We start from the raw sequence: 24926 nt of genomic DNA on the forward strand, positions 1-24926 counted from the left end.
TGATCCGGGTCCAAGAAAAAACCCGCCGAGCGCATCGCGCAGGGCGGGTTTCTTTGCAGCGGTTTACGCCTTACAGGGTCACGGCAGCCGGCTCGGGCTCGGCGGCCATTTCCACGTCCGGCGCCACTTCGACGTGCAGCAGTTCGAGACGCTCGCTGCTCCACTGACGAATGCGGTTGGTCAGTTCCAGGTCGTCGTTGAGCTTCTGCCCGTAGGACGGAATGATGCCCTTCAGACGCTCTTGCCACTCAGGGGTGGCGACCTTGTCGGCGAAGGCCTTCTCGATCAGGTGCAGCATGATCGGCGCGGCGGTGGAGGCACCCGGTGAGGCGCCCAGCAGTGCGCTGATGCTGCCGTCAGAAGCGGTCACCACCTCGGTGCCGAACTGCAGCACGCCGCCCTTCTCGGCATCCTTCTTGATGATCTGCACGCGCTGGCCGGCACTGATCAGCTCCCAGTCGGCATCCTGCGCCTCGGGGAAGTACTCGCGCAGCGAAGCCATGCGCTCGTCCTGGCTGAGCATCAGCTGGCCCATCAGGTAGGTGCTCAGCGACCAGTTGTCCATGCCGGCGTTGACCATCGGCAGGAAGTTGTCGGTGGTCATGCTGCTGAACATGTCGAGCAGCGAGCCGTTCTTCAGGTACTTGGTGGAGAAGGTGGCGAACGGGCCGAACAGCAGCACGTTTTCGTCGTCGATCACGCGGGTGTCCAGGTGCGGCACGGACATGGGCGGCGAACCCACCGAGGCCTTGCCGTAGACCTTGGCCAGGTGCTGGGCAACCACGTCCTGGTTGCGGGTCATGAGGAACTGGCCGCCGACCGGGAAGCCGGCATAACCCTTGGCCTCTTCGATACCGGACTTCTGCAGCAGCTTGAGCGCGCCACCACCGGCGCCGATGAAGACGAAGCGCGCATCGATGCTGCGCTCTTCGCCGCCCTTGGCCAGGTCGGCCACGGTCACGCGCCAGGTGCCGTCATCGTTGCGCTTGAGGTCGCGAACTTCGTGTTCCAGGTGCAGACGCGCCTGGTCCTTGCCAATCAGCGAATCGATCAGTTGGCGGGTGATCTCGCCGAAGTTGACGTCGGTGCCGATGGCCATGCGCGTGGCGGCAACCTTCTGCTGCGGGTCGCGGCCCTGCATGATCAGCGGCACCCACTGGGCGATCTGTGCGTGATCCTCGGTGAACTCCATGCCGCGGAACAGGTTGCTGTGCTGCAGCGCAGCGTGGCGCTTGCGCAGGTATTCGACGTTGTCGTCGCCCCAGACGAAGCTCATGTGCGGGGTGATGTTGATGAAGCTCCTGGGCTTGCTCAGCACCTCGCGCTCGACCTGGGTGGCCCAGAACTGCTTGGAGATCTCGAACGACTCGTTGATGGCGATGGCCTTGCTGATGTCGATGCCACCGTCGGCGGTTTCCGGGGTGTAGTTCAGCTCGCAGAACGCCGAGTGGCCAGTGCCGGCATTGTTCCAGCCATTGGAGCTCTCGCCGGCGACGCGGTCGAGGCGCTCGTAGATTTCGATGCTCCAGTCCGGCTGCAGCTCGTTGAGGTAGGTGCCGAGGGTGGCGCTCATCACGCCAGCGCCGATCAGCAGCACGTCGACGGTTTTCTCGGGCTCGCGCGGTTTGGAGCAACCGATCACGCTGAAACAAAGCAGCGTCAGCAGGATTTTCTTCATGGGACATTCCAGTGTTGTCGCACGACGGCAACAGCCGTGCAGGCAAGGTTTCGGGTAGCGGCCGTTTGGGCCGCACAATGGGCGATAGCCGCAGATCTGCGGCGCGGCGGAAGGAAGGGTGTTTCCAGGCCTCTTGGCGGGCGTGTTCCGATCGCGCCGCGGGCAGGAGCAATATGCGTGCCGCTGAAAGGATTCAGCGCTATCGGCGAGGCCATAGCGGCACCGCCCTGAGACCTCCGTGGCGAGATGTCGCCAAAGCGCGGCGCCAGGGGGCGTTCCGATGGCGGGATTCCGCCCGAATCCGGCTACGACGGAAGGGGCCACGACAGGAGGGCTGGCGGCCTCGCAAATCGCCGATCACGGCTGCTGCGTTACCGGAGCCACACGCCGGCAGCGGCGCCGAACGACTGCCGACCGGTCGTATCTGATCCGCTTTTTTATCGAAAACCTGAGTCTGTTTTGCAAACAGTGGCCCCCGGATCATGGCGCCAGCCTGATTAACGCCTGATGAGGGCAACGACATGACCGAGCTGATCCCCGTGCGCGCCGTCGAGACCATCGACCCTGCCAAACCCATCCGCCTGACACCGGCCCAGGCCGGCGGCCCGATCCACACGCGCAGCTTCACCGGGCGCTTTCGCAACCTGCGTCTGCTCGGCGCCGGCCTGCTGTTTCTGCTGTTCTTCGGCACCGCCTGGATCGACTGGAATGGCCGCCAGGCGGTGCTCTGGGACCTGCAGAACCGTCAGTTCCACATCTTCGGCGCGACCTTCTGGCCGCAGGATTTCATCCTGCTCTCGGCCATCCTGATCATCGCCGCCTTCGGCCTGTTCTTCATCACCGTGCTGGCTGGTCGTGTCTGGTGCGGCTACGCCTGCCCGCAGAGCGTGTGGACCTGGGTCTTCATGCGTGTCGAGCAGCTCACCGAGGGCGACCGTGGCCAGCGCATCAAGCTCGATGCCGCGCCCTGGTCGCTGCAGAAGCTGGCCCGGCGCAGCGCCAAGCACGGCCTGTGGCTGGCAGTGAGCCTGGTCACCGCCCTGGCCTTCGTCGGCTACTTCACCCCGGTGCGCCAGTTGACGGTGGACCTGGCCACCTTCGAAGTCGGCGCCACCACGGCGTTCTGGGTGCTGTTCTTCACCGCCGCCACCTATATCAACGCCGGCTGGCTGCGCGAGAAGGTGTGCCGCGACATGTGCCCCTACTCGCGCTTTCAGAGCGTGATGTTCGACAGCGATACGCTGGTCATCTCCTACGACGCCGCCCGCGGCGAAAACCGTGGCCCGCGCCGCAAGGACGCCGACTACAAGGCCGAAGGCCTGGGCGACTGCATCGACTGCACCCTGTGCGTCCAGGTCTGCCCCACCGGCATCGATATCCGCGACGGCCTGCAACTGGAATGCATCGGCTGCGGCGCCTGCATTGATGCCTGCGACAACGTGATGGACAAGCTCGGCTATGACCGTGGCCTGGTGCGCTACAGCTCCGAGAACGAGCTGGCCGGCGGCAAGACCCACTGGTTGCGCCCACGCCTGATCGGCTACGCGGCGATGCTGGCGCTGATGATCGGCGCCTTCGCCTGGGCGCTGGCCGAACGCCCGCTGATCTCCCTGGACGTGACCCGCGACCGTGGCCTGTTCCGTGAGAACTCGCTGGGCCAGATCGAGAACATCTACAGCCTGAAGATCATCAACAAGACCCAGCAAGCGCGCAGCTACGCCATCGCGCTGGTCGATGCCGGCGACTTCGAACTGCACGGCCCGCGCACGTTGAACCTGGCGCCGGGCGAGATTCGCGATCTGCCGGTAAGCGTGGCGCTGACGGCCACGCACAATGGTGCTGGGCCGCAAACCATCCGCTTCGAGGTGCGCGACCAGGCCGATTCGCAGAGCCACGTCAGTACCCAGAGCACCTTCCTGGCGCCGCTGCGTTGAGGCGCGGTAAACCGTGCTGTTCACTTAACGAAAGGTGGACGCGATCAATCCCCTCGCCCCTCCGGGGAGAGGGCTAGGGAGAGGGGAGCAAGCGTCGCAGTCCGGATGCAATCCGGGGCGGTTCGAGATGCCTCCCCGGATTGCATCCGGGCTACATGAGTCAGATCCACCCTGGACAATTCACGAGGCACTGCCATGTCTGCCGCTCACCCCGTAAAGTGTTCGCCCGTACCCTTTGCGGCGGTGAACCAGGACAGGATGAAACGCTACGAAAAATTCGCCGACGAGATCGCCGCGCTGATCCGTACCGGCGTGCTCGGCCCCGGCGAGAAGGTGCCCTCGGTGCGCCACGCCAGCCGCACCTACGGGGTCAGCCCATCCACCGTGTTCCAGGCCTACTACCTGCTGGAAGACCGCGGCCTGATCCAGGCGCGCGCACGCTCGGGCTACTTCGTGCGCGAGCACGCCAAGCGCCCACTGCACGAGCCGGAGCTGACCGCCCACACGGCACAGACCACCGAGGTCGGCGTCAGCGAGCTGGTGTTCTCCGTGCTCGCCTCGCTCAAGGATCCGCACACCGTACCTTTCGGCTCGGCCTTCCCCAGCCCCGACCTGTTCCCCCTGCCGCGCCTGGCCAAGAGCATGGCGCACGCGCTGCGCATGCTCTCGCCGCACGAGATCATCGCCGACATGACCGCCGGCAACGCCGACCTGCGCCGGCAGATCGCCCTGCGCTACATGGTCAGCGGCGTGATGCTGCCGATGGAAGAGCTGGTGATCAGCAACGGCGCCATGGAGGCGCTCAACCTTTGCCTGCAGTGCGTGACCCAGCCGGGCGATCTGGTGGCCATCGAGTCGCCCACCTTCTACGCCTGCCTGCAGGTGCTGGAGCGGCTGCAGCTCAAGGCGGTGGAAATTCCCGTACACCCGCGCGAAGGCATCGACCTGGGCGCCCTTTCCGACAGCCTCAGACAACTGCCGATCAAGGCCTGCTGGTTTATGAGCAGCCTGCAGAACCCGCTCGGCGCGAGCATGAGCGAGGAGAAGAAGCAGGCGCTGTATGACCTGCTGGTCGAGCATCAGGTGCCGTTGATCGAGGATGACGTGTACGCCGAGCTGTACTTCGGCAGCCACCCGCCCAAACCGGTGAAGAGCTTTGACCGCGAGGGGCTGGTGATGCATTGCAGCTCCTTCTCCAAGAGCCTGGCGCCCGGCTATCGCATCGGCTGGGTGGCCGGCGGGCGCTATGCCGAGCAGATCGCCCGACTGAAGCTGATGACCACCATCTCGCCGTCGGTGCCAGCCCAGGCGGCACTGGCCGACTACCTGCAGCACGGCGGTTACGACCGCCACCTGCGCAAGCTGCGCCATGCCCTGGAGATGCAGCAGAGCGCCATGCTCGCCTCCGCCGCCCGACACTTCCCCGCCAGCACGCGGGTCACGCGGCCGGCGGGCGGCTATTTTCTCTGGTTCGAATTTCCCGAGCGCCTGGACTCGCTGCAATTGCTGCGCCTGGCGCTGGCACAGGGCATCAGCCTGGCGCCGGGGCCGATCTTCTCCGCCAGCCAGGGCTTTCGCCATTGCGCGCGGCTGAACTACGGCCACCCCTGGAGCCCGCGCAGCGAACAGGCCATGGAAGTGCTCGGGCGCCTGGTGGCAGGGCTGTTGTAGCCCGGATGAAATCCGGGCGCCGCTGGAGGGATTCCCCGGATTGCATCCGGGCTACATCGCTGGTGCGCGCGGCGCACCCTACGCTCGTCCGCGGCTATGCCTAGCCCGTAGGGGGCGCCGTGCGCACCGAAAACAAGGCCCCCACTCCCGACATGATCCCGGACAATATCCAGTGCTGTCTGCCGACCTAGACTCGCCTCTTTCCGAGTTCGCCAGGAGAGCAGCATGTCACCCGATATCGTCATCGTCGGCGCCGGCCCGGCCGGCCTGTGCCTGGCCCGCGCCCTGTCCGGGCACGGCCTGTCCATCGTCGTGCTGGAACGCCAGGCCGAGCAGGCGCTGGCCGAACCTGCCTTCGACGGTCGCGAGATCGCCCTCACCCACGGCTCGCAGGCGCTGCTCGAACGCCTGGGTCTATGGGCGCGCCTGCCGGCCGATGACATCGCCGTGCTGCGCGATGCCCAGGTGTTCAACGGCCCCTCGCTGTTCGCCCTGAAGATTCGTGCCGAGCAGGCCGGCGCCGAGCGTCTGGGTCATCTGGTGGCCAACCAGGCCATTCGCCGCGCGGCCTATCAGACGATGCGCGAATGCGCCGATGTGCAACTGCTCTGTGAAACCGGCGTACGCGCCATTCACCCGCAGGCGAATGCGCTGCAGCTGGTGCTGCAGGACGGCCAGGTGCTGCAACCGCGCCTGCTGGTCGCGGCCGACAGCCGCTTCTCGGAAACCCGCCGCCAGCTCGGCATCGGCGCGCAGCTCAAGGATTTCGGCAAGAGCATGCTGGTGTGCCGCATGCAGCACGAGCAGGACCACCAGCAGGTGGCGTGGGAATGGTTCGGCTATGGCCAGACCCTGGCCCTGCTGCCGCTCAATGGCCGGCAGTCATCGGTGGTGCTGACCCTGCCGCCACGCGAGATCGAACGCCTGCAGCAACTCGACGACGCCCGCTTCGCCCGCGAGATGGAACAGCGTTTCGAGCGGCGCCTGGGCGCCATGCAACTGGTCAGCAGCCGTCACGTCTACCCGCTGGTGAGCGCCTATGCGCGGCGCATGGTCGGCGCGCGCTGCGCGCTGATCGGCGATGCCGCCGTGGGCATGCACCCGGTCACCGCCCATGGTTTCAACTTCGGCCTGGGCAGCGTGCAACGCCTGAGCGAACAGCTGCTGACGGCATGGCGCGAACGTCAGGACATCGGCGCGGCCGAGCCGTTGGCGCGCTACGAGCGCCAGCAGCGCCTGGCCACCTGGCCGCTGTATCAGGCCACCAACCTGCTGGTGGAGCTGTACACCAACGACCGCCTGCCCATGCGCCTGCTGCGCGGCGCCGGGCTGCGCGTGGCGCAGGGCCTGCTGCCGCTCAAGCGAGGCATCGCCCAGCACCTGACGGCGCGCGGCTGAGGTTCACACCCACTGATCGTTACGCTTGCGCCGCACCCGCAGCATGGTCGGCAGAATCAACCCGAGCAACAGCCCGGCGCCGGCGATGCTGCCGCCATAGGCCATGTAGCGCATCAGCACCTGCTGCTGCTCTTCACCCAGCTGCGCCTGGGCATCGCGCAGTTGCGAACGGGTGGTGGTCAGTTCGGCATCCAGCGCGCCGCGTGCGGCCTGCAGTTCGTCGATCAGTTGCTTGCGCGAGTCCAGGGTTTCCTGCATGCCCTGCACGCGGGTCTTCCAAGTGTCGTCGATACCCTTGAGTTGAGCGGTCAGGTCGGCGACCTGCTGTTCCAGCTGCGGCAGACGCTCGGCCTGGCCTGGCACCGCCTGCAGGTCGCGGCTGGGGATCCAGACGGCGTTGCCGCCGTCGCTGCGCACCTGGCTGTAATCGCCCTGGGTGCGCAGCAGTTCGACCTTCTGCCCGGAGGTCAGGGTGCCGACGATACGGTAGCCATCGGTAGGCCCGCTGCGCACATAGGTGTTGAGGCTGTCGCTGACCCAGCGCTGGTTGCTGGCGGACTCTTCGGCATGCAGCGAGGCGGCGCCGAGCAGGCTGCCGAGCAGCATGCAGGCACCCAGGGTGCGGGAGGAAAATGGAGCGAGACGGGATAAAAACATGGGGCGATCTTCACGTGGCAGTCAGACGAACCCGGGAACGGGATAACGATGGCGGCCGCAGGCAAGGGAGCTGCAACAGGATCAGAGCAGAATTCGCGACGAAGACGTCACGCTAACGGCAAATAGCCATCCATTCCCCCCAAGCGGGCCGACAGCAGACAGACCCTGCAGGGGCGCTTCGAGTTCAGTCAGGGCGGGTGCGGCGGATGGACGGAGCCCTCTCAGGCGTTATGGCGCTGCACGAAGGCGCAGAAATCCGCCAGCGGCATCGGTCGACCGAGCAGGTAGCCCTGGAACTGGCTGCAGCCGTTGTCGGCCAGAAAGCGCCGCTGCGCCTCGGTTTCCACCCCTTCGGCGATCACCGTCATGCCCATGCTCTGGCCAAGGGCGATCACGGTGCGCACGATGGTTTCGCTGTTGGCATCGGTGAGCACGTCGCAGATGAAGGAGCGGTCGATCTTCAGCTTGCTCAGCGGCAGCCGCTTGAGGTGGCTGAGGGAGGAAAAGCCGGTACCGAAGTCGTCCAGCGAGAAACGCACGCCGTGCTCCACCAGCGCGTTCATCTTGCGGGTGAGGTCTTCCATGTCGTGCACGATCAGGGTCTCGGTCAGCTCCAGTTCGAGACGCTGGGCAGCGATGCCGTGGCGCTCGATCAACGCGAGGATCTCGGCCACGAAACCGGGCTGGCGAAACTGCTTCTGGCTGATGTTCACCGCCAGGCCGATGTCGCGAAACAGCGGCTCGTCGCTCCAGTGCCGCAGCTGCGCTGCCGTCTGCTCCAGCACCCACTGGCCGAGGGGAATGATCAACCCGGTGTTCTCGGCGTGGTCGATGAATTCGCCAGGCCCCACCAGGCCGCGCTGCGGGTGCTGCCAGCGAATCAGCAGCTCGGCCCCGATCACCCGGTTGGCCGCGTTGAGCTGCGGCTGGTAATAGAGCACGAACTGCCGCTCGCGCAGCGCCGCGCGCAGGTCGCTGTCCAGTTCCGAGCGTTCGGCCGTATCGGTCTGCAGGATGTGCAGCAGCACGAAGAACAGCACCATGGCGACGCCGCCCTGCACCCACGAGCCCACCACGCGCACCTCGTCCGGCAGGGCATGGGCATCGGTGGGGCGCCAGACGGATGCCGCCAGCCCGACGAACAGCAGCAGGCAGAACAGCGCAACGCCGTAACGCAGCCATAGCGGATCGTCGCGAAAGGCCATCAGCGCGCCCACCGCCATCGGCAGCAGATACAGGTGGCTGGCCCGTGGCGCCGCGAGCGTGGGCGGGTCGAGCAGAAGCGCGGAGGCGACCACGACGAGGATCAGAGCACCGAACAGGATCAGGTTGGCGCTGCGCCCCCGACCGCGCAGGGTCAGCGCGAAGACGGCCAGCCCGCTGAGGATGATCACCCCGTCCATCACCACGATGGCCCAGTAGCCATTGAGCGAGAAGAACAGCCCCCAGAGCAGCCCGATCACCACCATGACCAGGCTGGCCAGCATGCGCATGCGCCGTTCGCGGCGCTGGCCTACCAGGGCCAGATCTGCCCCGTGCCAGAGTTGGCGCACGCGCTTGGCGAAGGTGGAGAGTGCCGGCATGGAAGAATTCCCGAGCGAACACTCTCATTCTTGAAGCTAGCTGGCCGAATGCAAGCCGCCCGCGCAATCAATTTGCCATTGCGCCTCGCCGGCCAGGCGCTCGGCGATGAAATCCAGCAACAGGCGCATGGCCGGCAGCATCTGCCGACGCGTGCCGTACAGGGCGTGGATGCCCAGCTCCGCCGGCCGGTAATCCGCCAGCAGCTGCACCAGGCGCCCTTCGCGCAGCAACCCGGCCACTGAATACAGCGGCTGCAGGCTGATGCCGGCGCCGGCCAGCGCCGCCTCCAGCAGCACCATCGACTCGTTGGCACTGAGGCTGCCGGCTACCGATACCGCGCTCGCCTCGCCCTGGCGCTCGAACTCCCACAGGCTGCGGCCGAAGTAGGCGTAGCTCAGGCAGTTGTGCCGGGCGAGCTCCTGCGGATGCTGCGGCGTACCATGCCGCGCCAGGTAGGCCGGGCTGGCGCAGACCACCGAGCGGCACACGCCCAGGCGCCGCGCGATCAGGTTGGGGTCGAGCTGGTTGGTGATACGCAGGGCCAGGTCGATGCGCGCCTCCACCAAGTTGACCGCCTCGCTGCCCACCAGCAGATCGATGCTCACCTGCGGGTAGCGCTCGGTGAATTCCTGCAGCGCATGCACCAGCCAGGCCTGGGCGAAGGACTGGCTGCAGGTGATGCGCAGGGTGCCGCGCGGCGCGTCGTCCAGCCCCTGGCCGAGGGCCTGCATGTTCTCGGCCAGCGCCAGCATCTCGCGACACTGGGGCAGCATCTGTTCACCGGCGGCGGTCAGGCTCAGCTTGCGCGTGCTGCGGTGCAGCAGGCGCACGCCCGCCCAGTGCTCCAGCTCGGCCAGATAGCGCGAAACCATTGCCCGCGACATCTCCAGCGCCTCGGCGGCGGCCGTCTGGCTACCACGCTGCACCACTTCGACAAACACCTGCGCCGCCGTCAGTCGATCCATTATTCGCTCGATTCATGCAACAAAGACGGCCAGTTTACCGGGCTTTTCGCTCGGCCTGTAGCTCATAAGATGCGCCCTTCCCCATTTGCCAGGAACGCTTCATGTCTCTTGCCACCCGTTTCATCGCCAGCCTTGGCCTGCTCGCCAGCGCCGTCGGCGCGCTCGCCCAGCCGCTGACCCTGGACACCTACAACCCGCGCGAAGCCGCCGTGTTCCCGGTCAGCTCGACCCTGATCAGCGGCGAGAAGGAGGCCATCCTGGTCGATGCGCAGTTCTCCAGCAACGAGGCGCAGGCGCTGATCGAGCGCATCCGCGCCAGTGGCAAGCGCCTGACCACCATCTTCATCAGCCATGGCGACCCGGACTTCTATTTCGGTCTGGACGCCCTGACCCGCGCCTACCCGGAGGCCCGAGTGCTGGCCACCGCGGCCACCGTCGCCTACATCGAGAGAACCCGTGCGCCCAAGCTGGCCTACTGGGGACCGATCCTGAAAGACAGCGCGCCGGCGCGTACCCTGGTGCCCGAGGTGCTGCGCGGCAACCTGCTAGAACTGGAAGGCCAGCGCATCGAAGTGGTCGGCCATGATCCGCAGCACACCAGCCTGTGGGTTCCCAGCCTCAAGGCAGTGGTCGGCGGAGTTCTGACCAGCGCCAACATCCACCTGTGGGTCGCCGACGCACAAAGCGTTGAGGCCCGCCAGAGCTGGCTGAAGTCCCTGGACGAGCTCGAAGCCCTGCAACCGACCACCCTGGTGCCGGGTCACTACCTCGGCGAGCCGGCGATGAACCTGGCCGACCTGCGCTTCACCCGCCACTACCTGCTGGCTCTGCAACAGGAGCTGCCCAAGGCCCCGGACAGCCAGGCGCTGATCGCGGCGATGAAGGCGCGCTACCCCCAACTGCAAGATGACAGCAGCCTGGAACTGAGCGCCAAGGTGCTCAAGGGAGAAATGCAGTGGCCGTGAAACGCCGGCTGCTGCTTTGCGGTGCTTCGTGCGGGCTGGGCCTCGGCCTGGTGCGCGACGTCATCGCCCTTCAGCTCGGGCAACCCAGCTGCGCATTTCTCGACTACCAGGGCCAGCCGCTGCCCTGGTGAGCACCAGCCAGCCTCCGCCCAAACGACAACGCCCGGCAGATCGCGGAGACTGGCGGGCGTTGTCGTTTGGGGCGCCGGTAAAAGCTGTACAGCCTGCATAACCATGGGCGCGACGCGGTATTCATTGCACGAACGTGCGTAAAAGGGCTTGCAAAGCGGGCAAATCAGCTATACAAAAACTGTACATACACAAACCATGTACAGCTTTAGGTAAATCGACATGCCGTCTTACCGTGCCCCGCTGCGTGATATGCGCTTCGTCTTCGAAGAACTGCTCGATGCCTACAATATTCTGCAGACCCTGCCCAAGCACGGCGAGTTCAGCGCCGATCTGGGCGGTGCGATTCTCGAGGAAGCCGCCAAGCTGGCCGAAAATGTTCTGGCCCCGCTCAATGGGCCCGGCGACAAGCAAGGCTGCCAGTACGACCCGAACACCTATGCGGTGCGTACCCCGGACGGTTTCAAGGCGGCCTACCGGCAGTTCGCCGAGGGCGGCTGGACGGCTCTGGCCTGTACTCCGGAGTTCGGCGGCCAGGGCCTGCCGCACGTGCTGAATATGCTGGTCGAGGAGATGACCTGCTCGGCCAACCTGTCGCTGGGCATGTACCCCGGCCTGACCCACGGCGCGATCAACGCGCTGACCAGCCATGGCACGCCCGAGCAGCAGGCGCAGTACCTGCCGCAGCTGATCAGCGGCGAATGGACCGGCACCATGTGCCTGACCGAACCGCAGTGCGGCACCGACCTCGGCTTGATCCGCACCCGCGCCGTGCCGCAAGCCGATGGCAGCTTCGCCCTCACCGGCACCAAGATCTGGATCACCGGCGGCGAGCACGATCTGGTCGACAACATCATTCATCTGGTGCTGGCCAAGCTGCCGGATGCGCCGGACAGCGTGAAGGGCATCTCGCTGTTTCTGGTGCCCAAGTTCCTGGCGGACGGCACGCGCAACAGCGCCTTCTGCGGTGGTCTGGAGCACAAGATGGGCATCAAGGGCTCGGCCACCTGCGTGATGAACTTCGAAGGGGCCAAGGGCTGGCTGATCGGCGAACCGAACAAGGGCCTGAGCTGCATGTTCACCATGATGAACTCGGCACGCCTGATGGTCGGCATGCAGGGGCTGGGCGTGGCCGAGAGCGCCTACCAGATCGCCCTGGGCTTTGCCCGCGAGCGCCTGCAGAGCCGTTCGATCGCAGGTCCGAAAGCGGCCGACAAGCCGGCCGACCCGATCCTGGTGCATCCGGACGTGCGGCGCATGCTGCTGCGTCAGAAGGTGATGATCGAGGGCTGCCGCGCGCTGGCCTATTTCGCCGGTCTGCAGCAGGACATCGCCCACGGCGCCGAGGATGCCGAAGCGCGCACCCGCGCCGACGACCTGGTGCAGCTGCTCACCCCGGTGGTCAAGGCTTTCCTCACCGATGAAGGCTTCACCTGCGCCAACGAAGGCCTGCAGGTGCTCGGCGGCTCCGGCTTCACCGAAGACTGGGGCATCGAGCAGCTGGTGCGCGACAGCCGCATCACGCGCATCTACGAGGGTACCAACGGCATCCAGGCGCTGGACCTGGTGGGCCGCAAGCTGGCCCTGGGCGGCGGGCGCGCGGTGCGTGTCTTCTTCGCCCTGATCGACAGCTGGCTCAAGAGCAACGCCGAGGCCCCGCATGCCGCCGCCGTCACCCAGACGTTGCGACAGCTGCAGCAGGCCTCCCTGTGGCTGGCCAGCGAAGGCAGCAAGGACCCGGAACAGGCGGCCGCAGCGGCAACGCCCTATCTGCGCCTGTTCGGCCTCACCAGCCTGGCCTGGCTGTGGGCGCAGATGGCCCAGGTGGCACGCCGGCAGCTCGATGCCGGCAGCCCGGAAACGCATTTCTACACCGCCAAGCTCAAGTCCGCCGACTTCTTCATGGCCCGCATCCTGCCCGAGGCCGGAGCCCTGCTCGGCGAGATCCAGGCCGGCAAGCAAACCCTGATGGCCTTCTCCGACGAGGAGTTCGCCGCCTGACGACAAGCTGCGCAATCCGGCAACCCCCTTCTCCCCTTTTTGGTTGTCGGATTTTTTCTTCAGTGCCCGCGGCCGCCGGGCCCAGACACGTACCGGCTGGCTGCGGCCGAAACCAGCCACCGCGGAGGGACAGATCATGGCAGAGCGCTCGCTGCACCTGCTTTCGGCCCTGCTGCTGTCGCTGGCGCTGGCTACCACTTCGGTACATGCCAGCACCCAGAGCGGCTGGCGCGAACAGCTGCCGCAGGCAAGCCTGATCGGCAGCGGCGACTTCAGCTGGTTCGGCTTCTCGGTCTACAACGCCAAGCTTTGGAGCCCCTCCGCCAAGGTGGATTTCGACCAGCCCTTCGCCCTGGAACTGACCTATCGGCGCAACATCAGCCGCGACACGCTGGTGGACACCAGCCTCGACGAGATCCGCCGCATCGACGCCCAGGCCCTGCAGGCGGGGCGCGAGGCCGAGTGGGCGCGGCAGATGCGTCAGGCCTTCGTCGACGTACAGGACGGCACCCGCATCACCGGCGTCTATCTGCCTGGCGAGGGCTGCCGCTTCTATGTCGACGGTCAGCTGCAGCACGTGGTCGACGACCCCGAGTTCGCCCGCGCCTTCTTCTCCATCTGGCTCGATCCGCAGACCCGCAGCCCGAAACTGCGCGCGGCGCTGCTCGGCCACAACCGTTGAGGTAACTCATGAGAGTCCTGTTGATCCTGCTCGGCAGCCTGCTGCTGGCCAGTTGCGGCCAGGTACCGGTCGAACGCTACGCCAACGAGAAGCCGGTGCTGGACCTGCCCACCTACTTCTCCGGCCCGGTGCAGGCCTGGGGCATGTTCCAGGATCGCTCCGGGGAAGTGATCAAGCGCTTCCACGTCGACATCGACAGCCGCCGCGAGGGCGACAAGCTGATCCTCGACGAGCGTTTCCTGTACAGCGACGGTACGCGCCAGCGGCGGGTCTGGACGCTCACCCCGGATGGCCCCGGTCGCTGGATCGGCACCGCCGATGACGTGGTCGGCCAGGCCGTCGGTGAAGTGGCCGGCAACGCCCTGCGCTGGCGTTACCACCTCAACCTGCCGGTGGACGACACCACCTATGTGGTCTATTTCGACGACTGGATGTACCTGATGGACGACGACACGATGATCAACCGCTCGGTCATGAGCAAGTTCGGCATCGAGCTCGGTCAGGTCACCCTGTTCTTCCGCCGCGGCGCCGCGCAGCCGTGAGCGAAGCCCTGGCGCTGAGCAGCCTGGGCAGCGGCTACCGGGCGCTGGTGATCGGCGCCAGCGGCGCCATTGGCCAGGCCTTCTGCCAGCTGCTGCGCGCCGATGCAGGTTGCGCCCAGGTACGCGAACTGAGCCGCGCCAGCTCACCGGCACTCGACCTGGAAGACCCCGCCAGCATCGCCGCGGCTGCGGCAGCGCTGGCCGCAGAAGGCCCCTACCAGCTCATCCTGCATGCCGCCGGGCTGCTGCATCGCCCCGGCATCGCGCCGGAAAAGAGCCTGGCCGCCATCGAAGTCGATGCTCTGCAGGCGGTCTTTCAGGTCAATGCCCTGGGCCCGGCGCTGGTGCTGCGCCACTTCCTGCCGCTGCTCGACAGACAGGGCGCCATGGCCATGCTCTCGGCCAAGGTCGGCAGCATCGGCGACAACCGCCTCGGCGGCTGGTACGCCTACCGCGCCTCCAAGGCGGCGCTGAACATGCTGATCAAGACCGCCGCCATCGAACTGGCGCGCAGCAAACCCAAGGCGCGCCTGCTTGCCCTGCATCCGGGCACGGTGATCTCACCCTTGTCGCACCCCTTTCGCGGCGCCTCGGCCGCACGTCCGGCCGAGCAGGCGGCGGCCGAGATGCTGCGGGTGATCGACAGCCTCGGCCCCGAGCACAGCGGTAGCTTCCATGCCTACGATGGGCAGGCCTTGCCCTGGTAGGGGCTGATCACAAACCGCCGAACAGGTCGAAGGAGTCGAGCAGGCGCCAGGCGATTTCCGGTTTTTTCTCCATGGCCCGGCGAATCGCCGCCGGAATGCTCTGCCGGGTCTTGCGGCACAGCCCCGGGTGGGTATCGAAGTGCATATGAATGCCGCGCATGCTGCGTACCTCGCCATGGCTCGGCTCGATGTGCAGGCGGATGCCCAGTTGCTCGAACATGCGCTGCTGCATGCGCTCGAGGTCTTCCAGGCTTTGCAGACTCTCCAGGCGATCGAGCAGGCGCTGCTCCTCGTGGCGGGTCAGCAGCAGCACGCGCAGATCGGCGCCAGGCCGCTCCAGCAGCTCGTCACGCTGGCAGTCGCAGGCGCCCGGCGGGCAGGGATTGCGTAGGGGAAGCGGCGAATTCATGGCCCTGATCATAGCCACAGCCGCGGGCGCTGCCCATCCATCCCGTCGCCTGGCTTGCCTGGCCGGCAGACTTCGTTAAGCTCAGGGGATTTTCCCCCATGCAAGGATGAACACCATGCTGCGCCTCACCACGTTCGCCGCTGGCCTGCTGCTCTCGGCCAACGTTTTCGCTCTGTCTCTTGCCGACCTGAGCCAGAAGGACGCCAGCGGCGGCCTCAAGGATGCGCTGATCCAGGGCGCCCAGGTGGCCGTCAAGCAGCTGGGCACCCCCGGCGGCTTCAACAACAACCCGGACGTGCGCATCGAGCTGCCGGGCAAGCTCGGCAAGGCGGCCAAGACCATGAAGATGATGGGCATGGGCGCCCAGGTCGAGCAGCTCGAAGCGAGCATGAACAAGGCCGCCGAGGCCGCCGTGCCGCAGGCTCAGGCGCTGCTGGTCGATGCCGTGAAGAAGATGACCGTGGCCGATGCCAAATCGATTCTCAGCGGCCCGCAGGACTCGGCCACACAGTACCTGAACAAGAGCAGCCGCGAGCAGATCCGCGCCAAGTTCCTGCCCATCGTCAAGCAGGCCACCGACCAGGTCGGTCTGGCCCAGCAGTACAACGCCTTCGCCGGCCAGGCCGCCAGCTTCGGCGTGGTCGATGCCAAGAGCAGCACGGTGGAAAACTACGTGACCGAGCAGGCGCTCGACGGCCTGTTCGAGATCATCGCCCAGCAGGAGGCGAACATTCGCCAGAACCCGGCCGGCGCCGCCACCAGCCTGGCACAGAAGGTGTTTGGCGCGCTCTGAGAACGGCCGCCCCGTTGGCTCGCGGCCAGCGGGGCGTGCTCTTTGCGTTCAGGGCCGGCACAGCCGATCCAGCTGCGGCCGCGCGAACAGATACCCCTGCATATAGCGAATGCCCAGTTCGCTCAGCGCATCGCGCTCTCCGGCGTTCTCGATGCCCTCGGCGATGATGCGGATATCCAGCCGCTGGGCCACCAGCACGATGCCGGCGACGATGGCCTGGCGCACCGGGTCCTGGTCGATGCCGCGAGTCAGGGCCATGTCCAGCTTAAGCACGTGCGGCTGGAATTCGGCCAGCAGGTTGAGCCCGGAATAGCCGGCGCCAAAGTCGTCGATGGCGGTGGTGAAACCCTGCTTTCCATACTCGGCGAAGATCCGCTTGAGGTGCTCGGCATCGTGGATCTGCTCGCCCTCGGTCACCTCGAACATCAGCCGCTCACGCGGGAAGTCGAAGCGCTGCGCCGCCTCCAGCGTGGCGCGGATGCAGGTTTCGGCGCGATACACCGCGTTGGGCAAAAAATTGATGCTGAGCAGACAGTCCGGAATATCGAGCAACCCGAGGGTCGCCGCCTGCTCGATGGCCTTGACCCGGCAGGCCTGGTCGAAACGGTAGCGATTGCTGTCGTTGACCCTTCCCAGCACTTCGCCGGCCGACTCGCCCTGGCTGCCGCGCACCAGTGCCTCGTAGGCAAACGGCCTGTTTTCCTGGACATCGACGATCAACTGGAACGCCATGGTGAAATCGAAGCCGAGTGCCTCGGCGTTACGGCACTCGGCGCATCCCAGCGCACGAAACGGCTGGGGAAAGACGCTCGGACTGGCATTGCTCATAGGCGCTTCCTTCAAAGACAAGGCGAGGGGGCATCCCTGCTCTCAGCCTAGTCAAAAGCGGAACGAGGCTACCTGTTTTTCCAGCGTCAGGGCCAGCTTCTGCAGGTCCTGCGCCGTGCGCGAGGTGTCGGCCACCGCCTCGCTGTTCTGCATCGACATCTGCGCGATGCGCTCGACGTTGCGCGCCACATCCTGGCTGGCCACGGTCTGCTCGCGCAGCGCCAGGGAGATCTGATCGACCACGCCGACCACGCTGGCGGAAGCCTGCCGAATGGCGATGATGGCGTCACCGGCCTGACTGGCCTGCTCCACCCCACCGTTGACCTGCTGCACGCCGATTTCCATATTGCTCACCGCGTTGCGGGTTCCCAGCTGGATCTTCTTGATCATCTCGGTGATCTCCTGGGTCGAGTTGGCGGTGCGCTGCGCCAGCAGACGCACCTCGTCGGCCACCACGGCGAAGCCACGCCCCTGCTCGCCGGCCCGCGCCGCCTCGATGGCCGCGTTGAGCGCCAGCAGGTTGGTCTGGTCGGCGATTTCCTTGATCACGTTGACGATCGAGGAGATCTGGTCCGAATGCTGGCCGAGCTCGGCGATCTGCGCGGCGGCCCCCTGCACCGTATCGGCGATACGCTGCATGCTGCTGAGGGTTTCCTGAATCACCGCGCCACCCTCGGCCGACTGCCGGCCCGAGTCGCTGGAAAGGCCGTGCGCTTCCTTGGCATTGTCGGCCACGTGATTGATGCTCACGGTCAGCTCCTCCACCGTCGCCGCCATGCTCGATGCCGCCTGCGACTGCTCGTGAGTCGAAACCGAAAGCTGGGTGGAGGCGTTGGATATGTTCTGCGCAGCGTCCACCAATTGCCCCGCGCCGATACGGATCAGTCCGATCATCTCGCGCAGCCGCTCCTGCATGGTGACGAAGGCATCCAGCAGTACGCCGATCTCGTCACGCCCGGCCCGCTCGATGGTCGAGTCGAGACGCCCCTGCGCAACGTTGCGCGCCACCGCGACCACCTGTTGCAGGCGCCCGGCGATGCTGCGCGAAAGCAGGAAGGCCACGCTAACGGCCAGCGCCGTGGCGATCAGCCCGCCCACCAGCAGGATCACCAGCGACAGCGACTTGGCGGCATTCATGGACGCCGTACGCTGCTCCAGCAGCCCACGCTCCTCGGCCTGGATCTCGCTCAGAAGACGGCGCATGGCATCCATCTTCACCTTGGCATCACCTGCCGCCACCCGCTCGATGAGGGCATCGAAACTCTGCGTGCCGGCCGCCACCTGGCGACGCAACTCGAGAATGCCGTTGATGTCCTCACGCTGCCACTGATCGTAGGAAGCCTGCAGCTCGGCGAAGCGGCGCTGCTGAGCGGAGTTGTCGCGGGTGAGCTGACGCAGCTTGGCCAGATGCACCTGGAAATCCTTCTGGCCGGCATCCAGGGGACCGAGGAACTGCTCACGTCCGGTGATCACGAACCCTCGTGCACCGGTTTCGATATTGATCAGGCTGGCCAGCAGGTCGGCGGATTCGTTGATCACGTCATAAGTGTGGATGTTCAGCCGTACCGCACGCTCGACCTGATCGAAACCACGCCAGGTCGACAGCACCAGCACCAGGATGATCAGCAGGACGACACCGAAACCCGCATACAGCTTCTGGGAGATGTTGAGATTGGCAAGCATGGGAACTCCTGAGTCGTCATGAATGAGCAGTCAGAAGTGAGTCATACGACCGCATCGACTGGCAGTTCGCCATTATGCATTTCTATACAAAAATTGTACAAATCAAAATCTATGTACAGCATTGAAAATTTCTAATCGCGCAAACGAAAACCCCGCCGGGCTTTTGGCCGGGCGGGGCTTTCGCGGTGCCGTTGCCGATCAGGCGCAGGCGGCTTGCATCTGACGATGCGTATCGATGAGGTGCTGCACCACGCCAGGATCGGCCAGCGTGGAGATGTCGCCGAGTGCCTCGTATTCGGCGGTGGCGATCTTGCGCAGGATGCGGCGCATGATCTTGCCCGAGCGGGTCTTCGGCAGGCCCGGCGCCCACTGGATCACGTCCGGTGTGGCGATCGGACCGATTTCCTTGCGCACCCAGTTCCTCAGTTCCTGACGCAGTTGCTCGGAGGATTCCTCGCCCGCGTTCAGGGTCACGTAGACGTAGATGCCCTGCCCCTTGATGTCGTGCGGCACGCCGACCACCGCGGCCTCGGCCACTTTCGGGTGGGCGACCATGGCGCTCTCGATCTCGGCGGTGCCCATACGGTGGCCGGAAACGTTGAGCACGTCGTCGACGCGTCCGGTGATCCACCAGTAGCCGTCTTCGTCGCGGCGCGCGCCGTCACCGGTGAAGTACATGCCCTTGAAGGTCTTGAAGTAGGTGTCGACGAAGCGGTCGTGGTCGCCGAACAGGGTGCGCGCCTGACCCGGCCAGGAATCGATGATCACCAGGTTGCCTTCGGCCGGCCCTTCGATAATGTTGCCCAGGTTGTCCACCAGCGCCGGCTGCACGCCGAAGAACGGACGCGCGGCGGAGCCCGGCTTCATGGCGTGCGCGCCCGGCAGCGGGGTCATCAGGCAGGCGCCGGTTTCGGTCTGCCACCAGGTGTCGACGATCGGGCAACGGCTCTGGCCGACGTTCTCGTAGTACCACTGCCAGGCTTCCGGGTTGATCGGCTCGCCGACCGAACCCAGCAGGCGCAGGCTGGAGCCATCGGCACCGGCTACTGCAGCCTTGCCCTCGGCCATCATGGCGCGAATGGCGGTCGGTGCGGTGTAGAGAATGTTGACCTTGTGCTTGTCGACGATCTTGGCGACGCGGGTCACGTCCGGGTAGTTCGGCACGCCCTCGAACATCACGGTGGTGGCACCGTTGGCCAGCGGGCCGTAGACCAGGTAGCTGTGACCGGTGACCCAGCCGATGTCGGCGGTGCACCAGAAGACCTCGCCCGGACGGTAGTCGAACACCCGCTCATGGGTCAGCGAGGCGTATACCAGGTAGCCGCCGGTGGTGTGCAGCACGCCCTTGGGCTTGCCGGTGGAACCGGAGGTGTAGAGGATGAACAGCGCTTCCTCGGCGCCCATTTCCTTCGGCGCGCAGACGCTGCCGGCCACCTTCATCAGGTCTTCGTACCAGATGTCGCGATGCTGGTTCCACTTGATCTCGGACCCGGTGCGCTGGACCACGATGACCTTCTGCACGCTGTGGGTTTCCGGGTTGGTCAGCGCGTCGTCGACGTTGGCCTTCAAGGCCACCTTCTTGCCGCCACGCACGCCTTCGTCGGCGGTGATCACCACCTTGGACTGGCAGTCGATGATGCGACCGGCCAGCGCCTCGGGCGAGAAGCCGCCGAACACCACCGAGTGGATGGCGCCGATACGGGCGCAGGCCAGCATGGCCACCACGGCCTCGGGGATCATCGGCATGTAGATGGTCACCACGTCGCCGCGGTGAATGTCCTGGCCGCGCAGGGCGTTGGCGAACTTGCACACCTGCTCGTGCAGCTCGCGGTAGGTGATTTCCTTGTGCTCGGCGGGGTCGTCACCTTCCCAGATGATCGCGATCTGATCGCCGCGCTCTTCCAGATGACGGTCCAGGCAGTTGTAGGAGACGTTCAGGGTGCCATCGGCAAACCACTTGATGTCGACGTGGTGATCGTCGAAGGAAGTCTGCTTGACCTTGGTGTAGGGCTTGATCCAGTCGATGCGCTTGCCTTGCTCGCGCCAGAATCCTTCCGGGTTGACGACCGACTGCTGATACATGGCCTTGTAGGTGGCCTCATCGGTCAGGGTCCTGGCGGCCGCTTCCGGGCTCACGGGATAGATAGACGCAGCACTCATGGATATACCTCGATGGCGAGTTGTTTTTTTATGCTGCCTTTTGTATCCCCCGACCCTTCGTGGGGCCATTCGACCATGGTCTTACCGTTGTAAGACCATGGTCTTGAGGGCTCTGAACGGGACGGCGGCGGCGCGCGCCGGATAGCTGACGGCGAGCCACTGCGCGGGCAAAAAAAGGGCGACCAATTGGTCGCCCGCCCATTCAAGGCATTCCTCGAAAGGAATGCGGAAACGCTTGCACCCAAATCACGCAGGATGATCGGGACGGGCGCAGTTTCGCCGCAGCGCGCAGTGGCGCCTATTGCACCAAGGTCGTAGGGCAGCAGCGACCTTGGGGGCGGCCATAATGTCCGTCGAACCCCGAGGATAAGACCGATGAAGCCAGAGCATCTCGCCCTGCTGCAGCAGGCGCCAGCCGCTACCCGTGCCGACGATACCTGGGCCAGGCTGTGCTGCGAGCAGGCGCTGCTGGCATTGGAAGAAGGCTGTTACGCAGTCGGTGCGGTGCTGATCGATGACGCCGGTGAACTGCTGTGCAGCGGCCGCAATCAGGTGTTCGCCGGCCATTACGCCAGCGCCGCGCATGCCGAGATGCAGGTGCTCGATCAGCTGGAAGCCGAGCACCCGCAGCTCGACCGCAGCGGCCTGACCCTCTACGTCAGCCTGGAGCCCTGCCTGATGTGCCACGGCCGTATCCTGCTGGCCGGCATCCGTCGCGTGCGCTACCTGGCGCGCGACCGCGACGGCGGCTTTGCCGCACGCCCGCCACGCCTGCCGCGTGCCTGGGCGAATCTGGCTTCACGCCTGTGCGTGGCACAGGCCGCAGCCGACCCTTACTGGATCGGGTTGGCCGAACGGGTGATCGATCACCTGCAGGACCGCCGGGCAATGCGCGAGCGCGTGGTCGCCGCCTGGAGAGGCGGCCAGGCGGATTGACGCGTATCGCGCTCCGTAGGGTGCGCCATGCGCAACAAAACCGAGGGCATCAACCGGACCATTGGGATACGGCCGCGATCCCGTAGGGTGCGCCGTGCGCACCGAACATTGCGAGCATCAGCCGGCACCAGCGAAGCATTGGTGCGCATGGCGCACCCTACTCCCTGCCCAACCCATGCTGACGCAGCTTGTTGGCGATGGTGGTGTGCGACACGCCGAGGCGCTTGCCCAGCTGACGGCTGCTGGGATGATCGCGAAACAGCCGCTCCAGCACGGCTTTCTCGAAGCGGCCGAGGATGTCGTCGAGGCTGCCTTCCACCGAGAACTCGCCGAGCGGCTGCGGCGCGCCGTAGTCCGGCAGGCGGATATGCTCGGCCTTCACCGTGCCGCCATCGCACAGCGATACCGCCTGGAACAGCACGTTTTCCAACTGGCGCACGTTGCCCGGCCAGTGGTAATGGGCCATGCGCTCGAAGGCCTGCGGCGCCAGCTTCGGCAATGGGCAACCGATCTGCCGGCTGGCCGAGTCGAGAAAGTGCTCCACCAACGGCTCCAGGCCGTCGAGGCATTCGCGCAGCGGCGGGATATGCAGGGACAGCACGTTGAGACGGTGGTAGAGATCCTGACGGAACTCGCCGCGGGCGCACAGCTCGGACAGATCGACCTGGGTGGCGCAGATCACTCGCACGTCCAGGTACACCTCCTCGTCGCTGCCGACACGGCGGAAGCAGCCGTCCTGCAGAAAGCGCAGCAGCTTGGCCTGCAGGCGCGGGCTCATCTCGCCGACGCCATCGAGAAACAGCGTGCCGCCGGCGGTCAGCTCGAGCAGGCCGAGCTTGCCTTCCGGGCGCGCCCCTTCGAAGGCGCCGGGGCCGTAACCGAACAGCTCGGTCTCGGCCATGGACTCGGGCAACCCCGCGCAATTGAGCGCCATGAACGGCGACTGACCACGCGGGCTGGCCAGGTGGCAGGCACGCGCCAGCAATTCCTTGCCGGTACCGGTTTCGCCCTCGATCAGCAGCGGCGCATCCAGCGGTGCCATGCGCCGCGCCTCCTTGACCACCGCGGCCATGACCTTGGAGCTCTGGAAGATCGAGTCGAAGCCGCGCAGTTCCTGCTTGCGCACGTGGTAGATGCGTTCACCCACCCGATCGGCGCGGTGCAGGGTCAGCACCGCACCGGCCAATGCCTCGCTGTCGTCGTGTTCGTTCTGCAGCGGCGCGATATCGGCAAGAAACACGTCGCCCTTGATCTTCACCCGCAGGCCGTTGATCCGCGTCTTGTTGGCGCGCACCAGTTCGGGCAGATCGAAATCCTCGGCATAACGCGACAGGGCCATGCCCGGCACCTCGTCCACGCGCACGCCGAGCAACTGCGCGGCGCTGCGGTTGGCCGCGACGATACTGCCGGCCATGTCGATGGACAGCACCGGAAAATCCAGCGCGCCGAGCAGCGCATTGAGCTCCAGATGGCGCCGCTCGCTGGGCATCAGGCCGACGCGCTTGACGCCGAACACACCGGCAATGGCCTCGAACTTCGGCCGCAGCGACTGGAATTGCAGATTGATCAGATTCGGGCAGTGCAGGTAGATGGCGTTGCCCTGCTCGCCACCGACTTCGCCCCGGGCGACGTTGATGCCGTAGTCGACCAGCAGGTTGAGGATGTCACGCAGGATGCCGACACGGTTCTGGCAATGGACCTTGATACGCATGGCTCGGGCTCTTGGTCTTGTTATGGGCCGCCTCGGAAAATCGACTGAGCGGCGTAATTTCCGTCAAGAATATGTGACAGCCTGACAGAGCAGCAAGCCGATATCTGGCGATTCAGGCGAGCACGTAATCCAAACTTTACAGTTTTACCCTTTCCACGCCCCACAGCCCTCGCCGCCCAGCCTGCCGTCGCCCGCGCAGGCGGGTTAAACCTGTGTCCAAGACAAGAACAACAGCCCCCTCAAGGAGGCATCGATGAAGACTACGCAGTACCTGGCCCGGGAACCGGACGACAGCGGCTTTATCCACTATCCCGAAGCCGAGCATCAGGTGTGGAACACCCTGATCACCCGACAGCTCAAGGTGATCGAGAATCGCGCCTGCCAGGAGTACCTGGACGGTATCGAACAGCTCGGCCTGCCGCACGAGCGCATTCCCCAGCTCGGCGAGATCAACCGCGTACTCGAGACCAGCACCGGCTGGCGCGTGGCGCGGGTGCCGGCGCTGATCCCGTTCCAGACCTTCTTCGAGCTGCTGGCCAGCAAGCAATTCCCCGTGGCCACCTTCATCCGCACCCCGGAAGAACTGGACTACCTGCAGGAGCCGGACATCTTCCACGAGATCTTTGGCCACTGCCCGCTGCTGACCAACCCCTGGTTCGCCGAATTCACCCACACCTACGGCAAGCTCGGCCTCAAGGCGAGCAAGGAAGAGCGCGTCTACCTGGCGCGGCTGTACTGGCTGACCATCGAATTCGGCCTGCTCGACACCCCGGCCGGCCGGCGCATCTACGGCGGCGGCATCCTCTCCTCGCCGAAGGAGACCCTCTACGCCCTGTCCGACGTGCCCGAGCACCAGGCCTTCGACCCGCTGGAGGCGATGCGCACGCCGTACCGCATCGACATCCTGCAGCCGGTGTATTTCGTTCTGCCCGAACTCAAGCGTCTGTTCGAGCTGGCCCACGAAGACATCATGGCACTGGTGCACCAGGCCATGCAGATGGGCCTGCACGCACCGAAATTTCCGCCGAAAGCCGCGTAGCTTCGTTAGCGCCCCTCTCCCTTCGGGAGAGGGTCAGCGGTTCACGCTATCTTCCCTATGACCCCTATGGTGGAAAACGCTTCGCGGTTTCCCCTACGAAAATCTGTCCAGGAGATTCCCATGTCCCTTGCCCAAGCCCAATGCGAAGCCTGCCGCGCCGATGCGCCGAAGGTGTCCGATGAAGAACTGGCCGAACTGATCCGCGAGATTCCGGACTGGAACATCGAGGTGCGCGGCGACCACATGGAGCTGGAGCGCGTGTACCTGTTCAAGAACTTCCGCCACGCCCTGGCCTTCACCAACGCGGTCGGCGCCATCGCCGAGGAAGTCGGCCATCACCCGGCCCTGCTCACCGAATGGGGCAAGGTCACCGTCACCTGGTGGAGCCACGAGATGCGCGGCCTGCACCGCAACGACTTCATCATGGCCGCGCGCACCGACGTGCTGGCCGCCG

Annotated in this window: 22 protein-coding genes; 13 read left to right on the forward strand and 9 right to left on the reverse strand. The window is 65.7% G+C overall.

Annotated elements, in window-relative coordinates; translation table 11 throughout:
• Window positions 1-70: 70 nt before the first annotated feature.
• Entirely contained in the window at window positions 71-1678 is a 1608-nt protein-coding gene (locus N7333_RS01815) for a malate:quinone oxidoreductase (protein WP_279858249.1), read from the reverse strand.
• A 521-nt stretch (window positions 1679-2199) separates the two neighbouring features.
• Between N7333_RS01815 and ccoG the strand changes: the two genes are divergently transcribed.
• From ccoG to ubiM, 3 genes are all read left to right on the forward strand, one after another.
• Window positions 2200-3612 (forward strand): cytochrome c oxidase accessory protein CcoG, encoded by a 1413-nt coding sequence (gene ccoG, locus N7333_RS01820; RefSeq protein WP_279858252.1) that lies wholly within the window; start codon window positions 2200-2202, stop codon window positions 3610-3612.
• 258 nt (window positions 3613-3870) lie between these two features.
• Window positions 3871-5283, forward strand: coding sequence for a GntR family transcriptional regulator MpaR (gene mapR, locus N7333_RS01825; protein ID WP_279858254.1), 1413 nt, complete (start codon window positions 3871-3873; stop codon window positions 5281-5283).
• Between the two features lie 225 nt (window positions 5284-5508).
• Window positions 5509-6681: a 5-demethoxyubiquinol-8 5-hydroxylase UbiM gene (gene ubiM, locus N7333_RS01830; protein ID WP_279858256.1), complete on the forward strand. Its 1173-nt coding sequence runs from the start codon at window positions 5509-5511 to the stop codon at window positions 6679-6681.
• Between the two features lie 3 nt (window positions 6682-6684).
• Here the strand turns inward: ubiM and N7333_RS01835 are convergent, their stop codons facing one another.
• The 3 genes from N7333_RS01835 to N7333_RS01845 form a co-directional block, all read right to left on the reverse strand.
• Window positions 6685-7338 (reverse strand): TIGR04211 family SH3 domain-containing protein, encoded by a 654-nt coding sequence (locus N7333_RS01835; RefSeq protein WP_279858258.1) that lies wholly within the window; start codon window positions 7336-7338, stop codon window positions 6685-6687.
• A 221-nt stretch (window positions 7339-7559) separates the two neighbouring features.
• Entirely contained in the window at window positions 7560-8921 is a 1362-nt protein-coding gene (locus N7333_RS01840) for an EAL domain-containing protein (RefSeq protein WP_096827004.1), read from the reverse strand.
• Between the two features lie 36 nt (window positions 8922-8957).
• Window positions 8958-9887 carry a LysR family transcriptional regulator gene (locus N7333_RS01845; protein WP_096827006.1) on the reverse strand — a complete coding sequence of 310 codons (930 nt, stop codon included), beginning with the start codon at window positions 9885-9887 and terminating at the stop codon, window positions 8958-8960.
• A 101-nt stretch (window positions 9888-9988) separates the two neighbouring features.
• Here N7333_RS01845 and N7333_RS01850 point away from each other — a divergent pair, with 101 nt between their 5' ends.
• The 6 genes from N7333_RS01850 to N7333_RS01875 all read left to right on the forward strand — a co-directional run bounded on the left by N7333_RS01850 (window position 9989) and on the right by N7333_RS01875 (window position 14913).
• On the forward strand, window positions 9989-10852 hold the full coding sequence (locus N7333_RS01850; RefSeq protein ID WP_273264251.1) for an MBL fold metallo-hydrolase: 864 nt from the start codon (window positions 9989-9991) through the stop codon (window positions 10850-10852).
• On the forward strand, window positions 10843-10983 hold the full coding sequence (locus N7333_RS01855; RefSeq protein WP_279858264.1) for a hypothetical protein: 141 nt from the start codon (window positions 10843-10845) through the stop codon (window positions 10981-10983). The genes N7333_RS01850 and N7333_RS01855 overlap by 10 nt, the downstream gene beginning before the upstream one ends.
• Before the next feature lie 220 nt (window positions 10984-11203).
• Window positions 11204-12982 carry an acyl-CoA dehydrogenase C-terminal domain-containing protein gene (locus tag N7333_RS01860; RefSeq protein ID WP_279858266.1) on the forward strand — a complete coding sequence of 593 codons (1779 nt, stop codon included), beginning with the start codon at window positions 11204-11206 and terminating at the stop codon, window positions 12980-12982.
• A 136-nt stretch (window positions 12983-13118) separates the two neighbouring features.
• The gene (locus tag N7333_RS01865) at window positions 13119-13664 is read left to right on the forward strand and encodes a chalcone isomerase family protein (RefSeq protein WP_279858268.1); all 546 of its coding nucleotides are present in this window, start codon (window positions 13119-13121) and stop codon (window positions 13662-13664) included.
• Window positions 13665-13672: 8 nt separating this feature from the next.
• On the forward strand, window positions 13673-14206 hold the full coding sequence (locus N7333_RS01870) for a DUF3833 domain-containing protein (protein ID WP_012019227.1): 534 nt from the start codon (window positions 13673-13675) through the stop codon (window positions 14204-14206).
• Entirely contained in the window at window positions 14203-14913 is a 711-nt protein-coding gene (locus tag N7333_RS01875; protein WP_279858271.1) for an SDR family NAD(P)-dependent oxidoreductase, read from the forward strand. The genes N7333_RS01870 and N7333_RS01875 overlap by 4 nt, the downstream gene beginning before the upstream one ends.
• A gap of 7 nt (window positions 14914-14920) precedes the next feature.
• On the opposite strand, the gene N7333_RS01880 is transcribed toward N7333_RS01875, so the two are convergent.
• Window positions 14921-15322, reverse strand: coding sequence for a hypothetical protein (locus tag N7333_RS01880; RefSeq protein ID WP_004374102.1), 402 nt, complete (start codon window positions 15320-15322; stop codon window positions 14921-14923).
• A gap of 115 nt (window positions 15323-15437) precedes the next feature.
• On the opposite strand from N7333_RS01880, the gene N7333_RS01885 reads away from it, so the two are divergent.
• On the forward strand, window positions 15438-16115 hold the full coding sequence (locus N7333_RS01885; protein WP_012019230.1) for a DUF4197 domain-containing protein: 678 nt from the start codon (window positions 15438-15440) through the stop codon (window positions 16113-16115).
• Between the two features lie 48 nt (window positions 16116-16163).
• Here the strand turns inward: N7333_RS01885 and N7333_RS01890 are convergent, their stop codons facing one another.
• From N7333_RS01890 to acs, 3 genes are all read right to left on the reverse strand, one after another.
• Window positions 16164-16943, reverse strand: a complete 780-nt coding sequence (locus N7333_RS01890; protein ID WP_012019231.1) for an EAL domain-containing protein — start codon at window positions 16941-16943, stop codon at window positions 16164-16166.
• Between the two features lie 51 nt (window positions 16944-16994).
• Entirely contained in the window at window positions 16995-18626 is a 1632-nt protein-coding gene (locus N7333_RS01895) for a methyl-accepting chemotaxis protein (RefSeq protein ID WP_279858273.1), read from the reverse strand.
• A 198-nt stretch (window positions 18627-18824) separates the two neighbouring features.
• Complete coding sequence (gene acs, locus N7333_RS01900; protein WP_004374086.1) at window positions 18825-20786, reverse strand: acetate--CoA ligase; 1962 nt, start codon at window positions 20784-20786, stop codon at window positions 18825-18827.
• 375 nt (window positions 20787-21161) lie between these two features.
• On the opposite strand from acs, the gene N7333_RS01905 reads away from it, so the two are divergent.
• Window positions 21162-21722 carry a nucleoside deaminase gene (locus N7333_RS01905; protein ID WP_003241912.1) on the forward strand — a complete coding sequence of 187 codons (561 nt, stop codon included), beginning with the start codon at window positions 21162-21164 and terminating at the stop codon, window positions 21720-21722.
• A gap of 157 nt (window positions 21723-21879) precedes the next feature.
• Here the strand turns inward: N7333_RS01905 and N7333_RS01910 are convergent, their stop codons facing one another.
• A complete protein-coding gene (locus N7333_RS01910; RefSeq protein ID WP_003241910.1) occupies window positions 21880-23433 on the reverse strand; it encodes a sigma-54-dependent phenylalanine hydroxylase transcriptional regulator PhhR in 1554 nt (517 codons plus the stop codon).
• A gap of 253 nt (window positions 23434-23686) precedes the next feature.
• Here N7333_RS01910 and phhA point away from each other — a divergent pair, with 253 nt between their 5' ends.
• Together phhA and N7333_RS01920 are read left to right on the forward strand one after the other, a co-directional pair.
• Entirely contained in the window at window positions 23687-24472 is a 786-nt protein-coding gene (phhA, locus tag N7333_RS01915) for a phenylalanine 4-monooxygenase (RefSeq protein ID WP_279858277.1), read from the forward strand.
• Between the two features lie 120 nt (window positions 24473-24592).
• On the forward strand, window positions 24593-24926 hold a 334-nt coding region (locus N7333_RS01920; RefSeq protein WP_279858279.1), incomplete at its 3' end, for a 4a-hydroxytetrahydrobiopterin dehydratase.

Origin of the sequence: Pseudomonas sp. GD04158, from assembly GCF_029834875.1 — a bacterium.
Classification (GTDB): domain Bacteria; phylum Pseudomonadota; class Gammaproteobacteria; order Pseudomonadales; family Pseudomonadaceae; genus Aquipseudomonas; species Aquipseudomonas hydrolytica.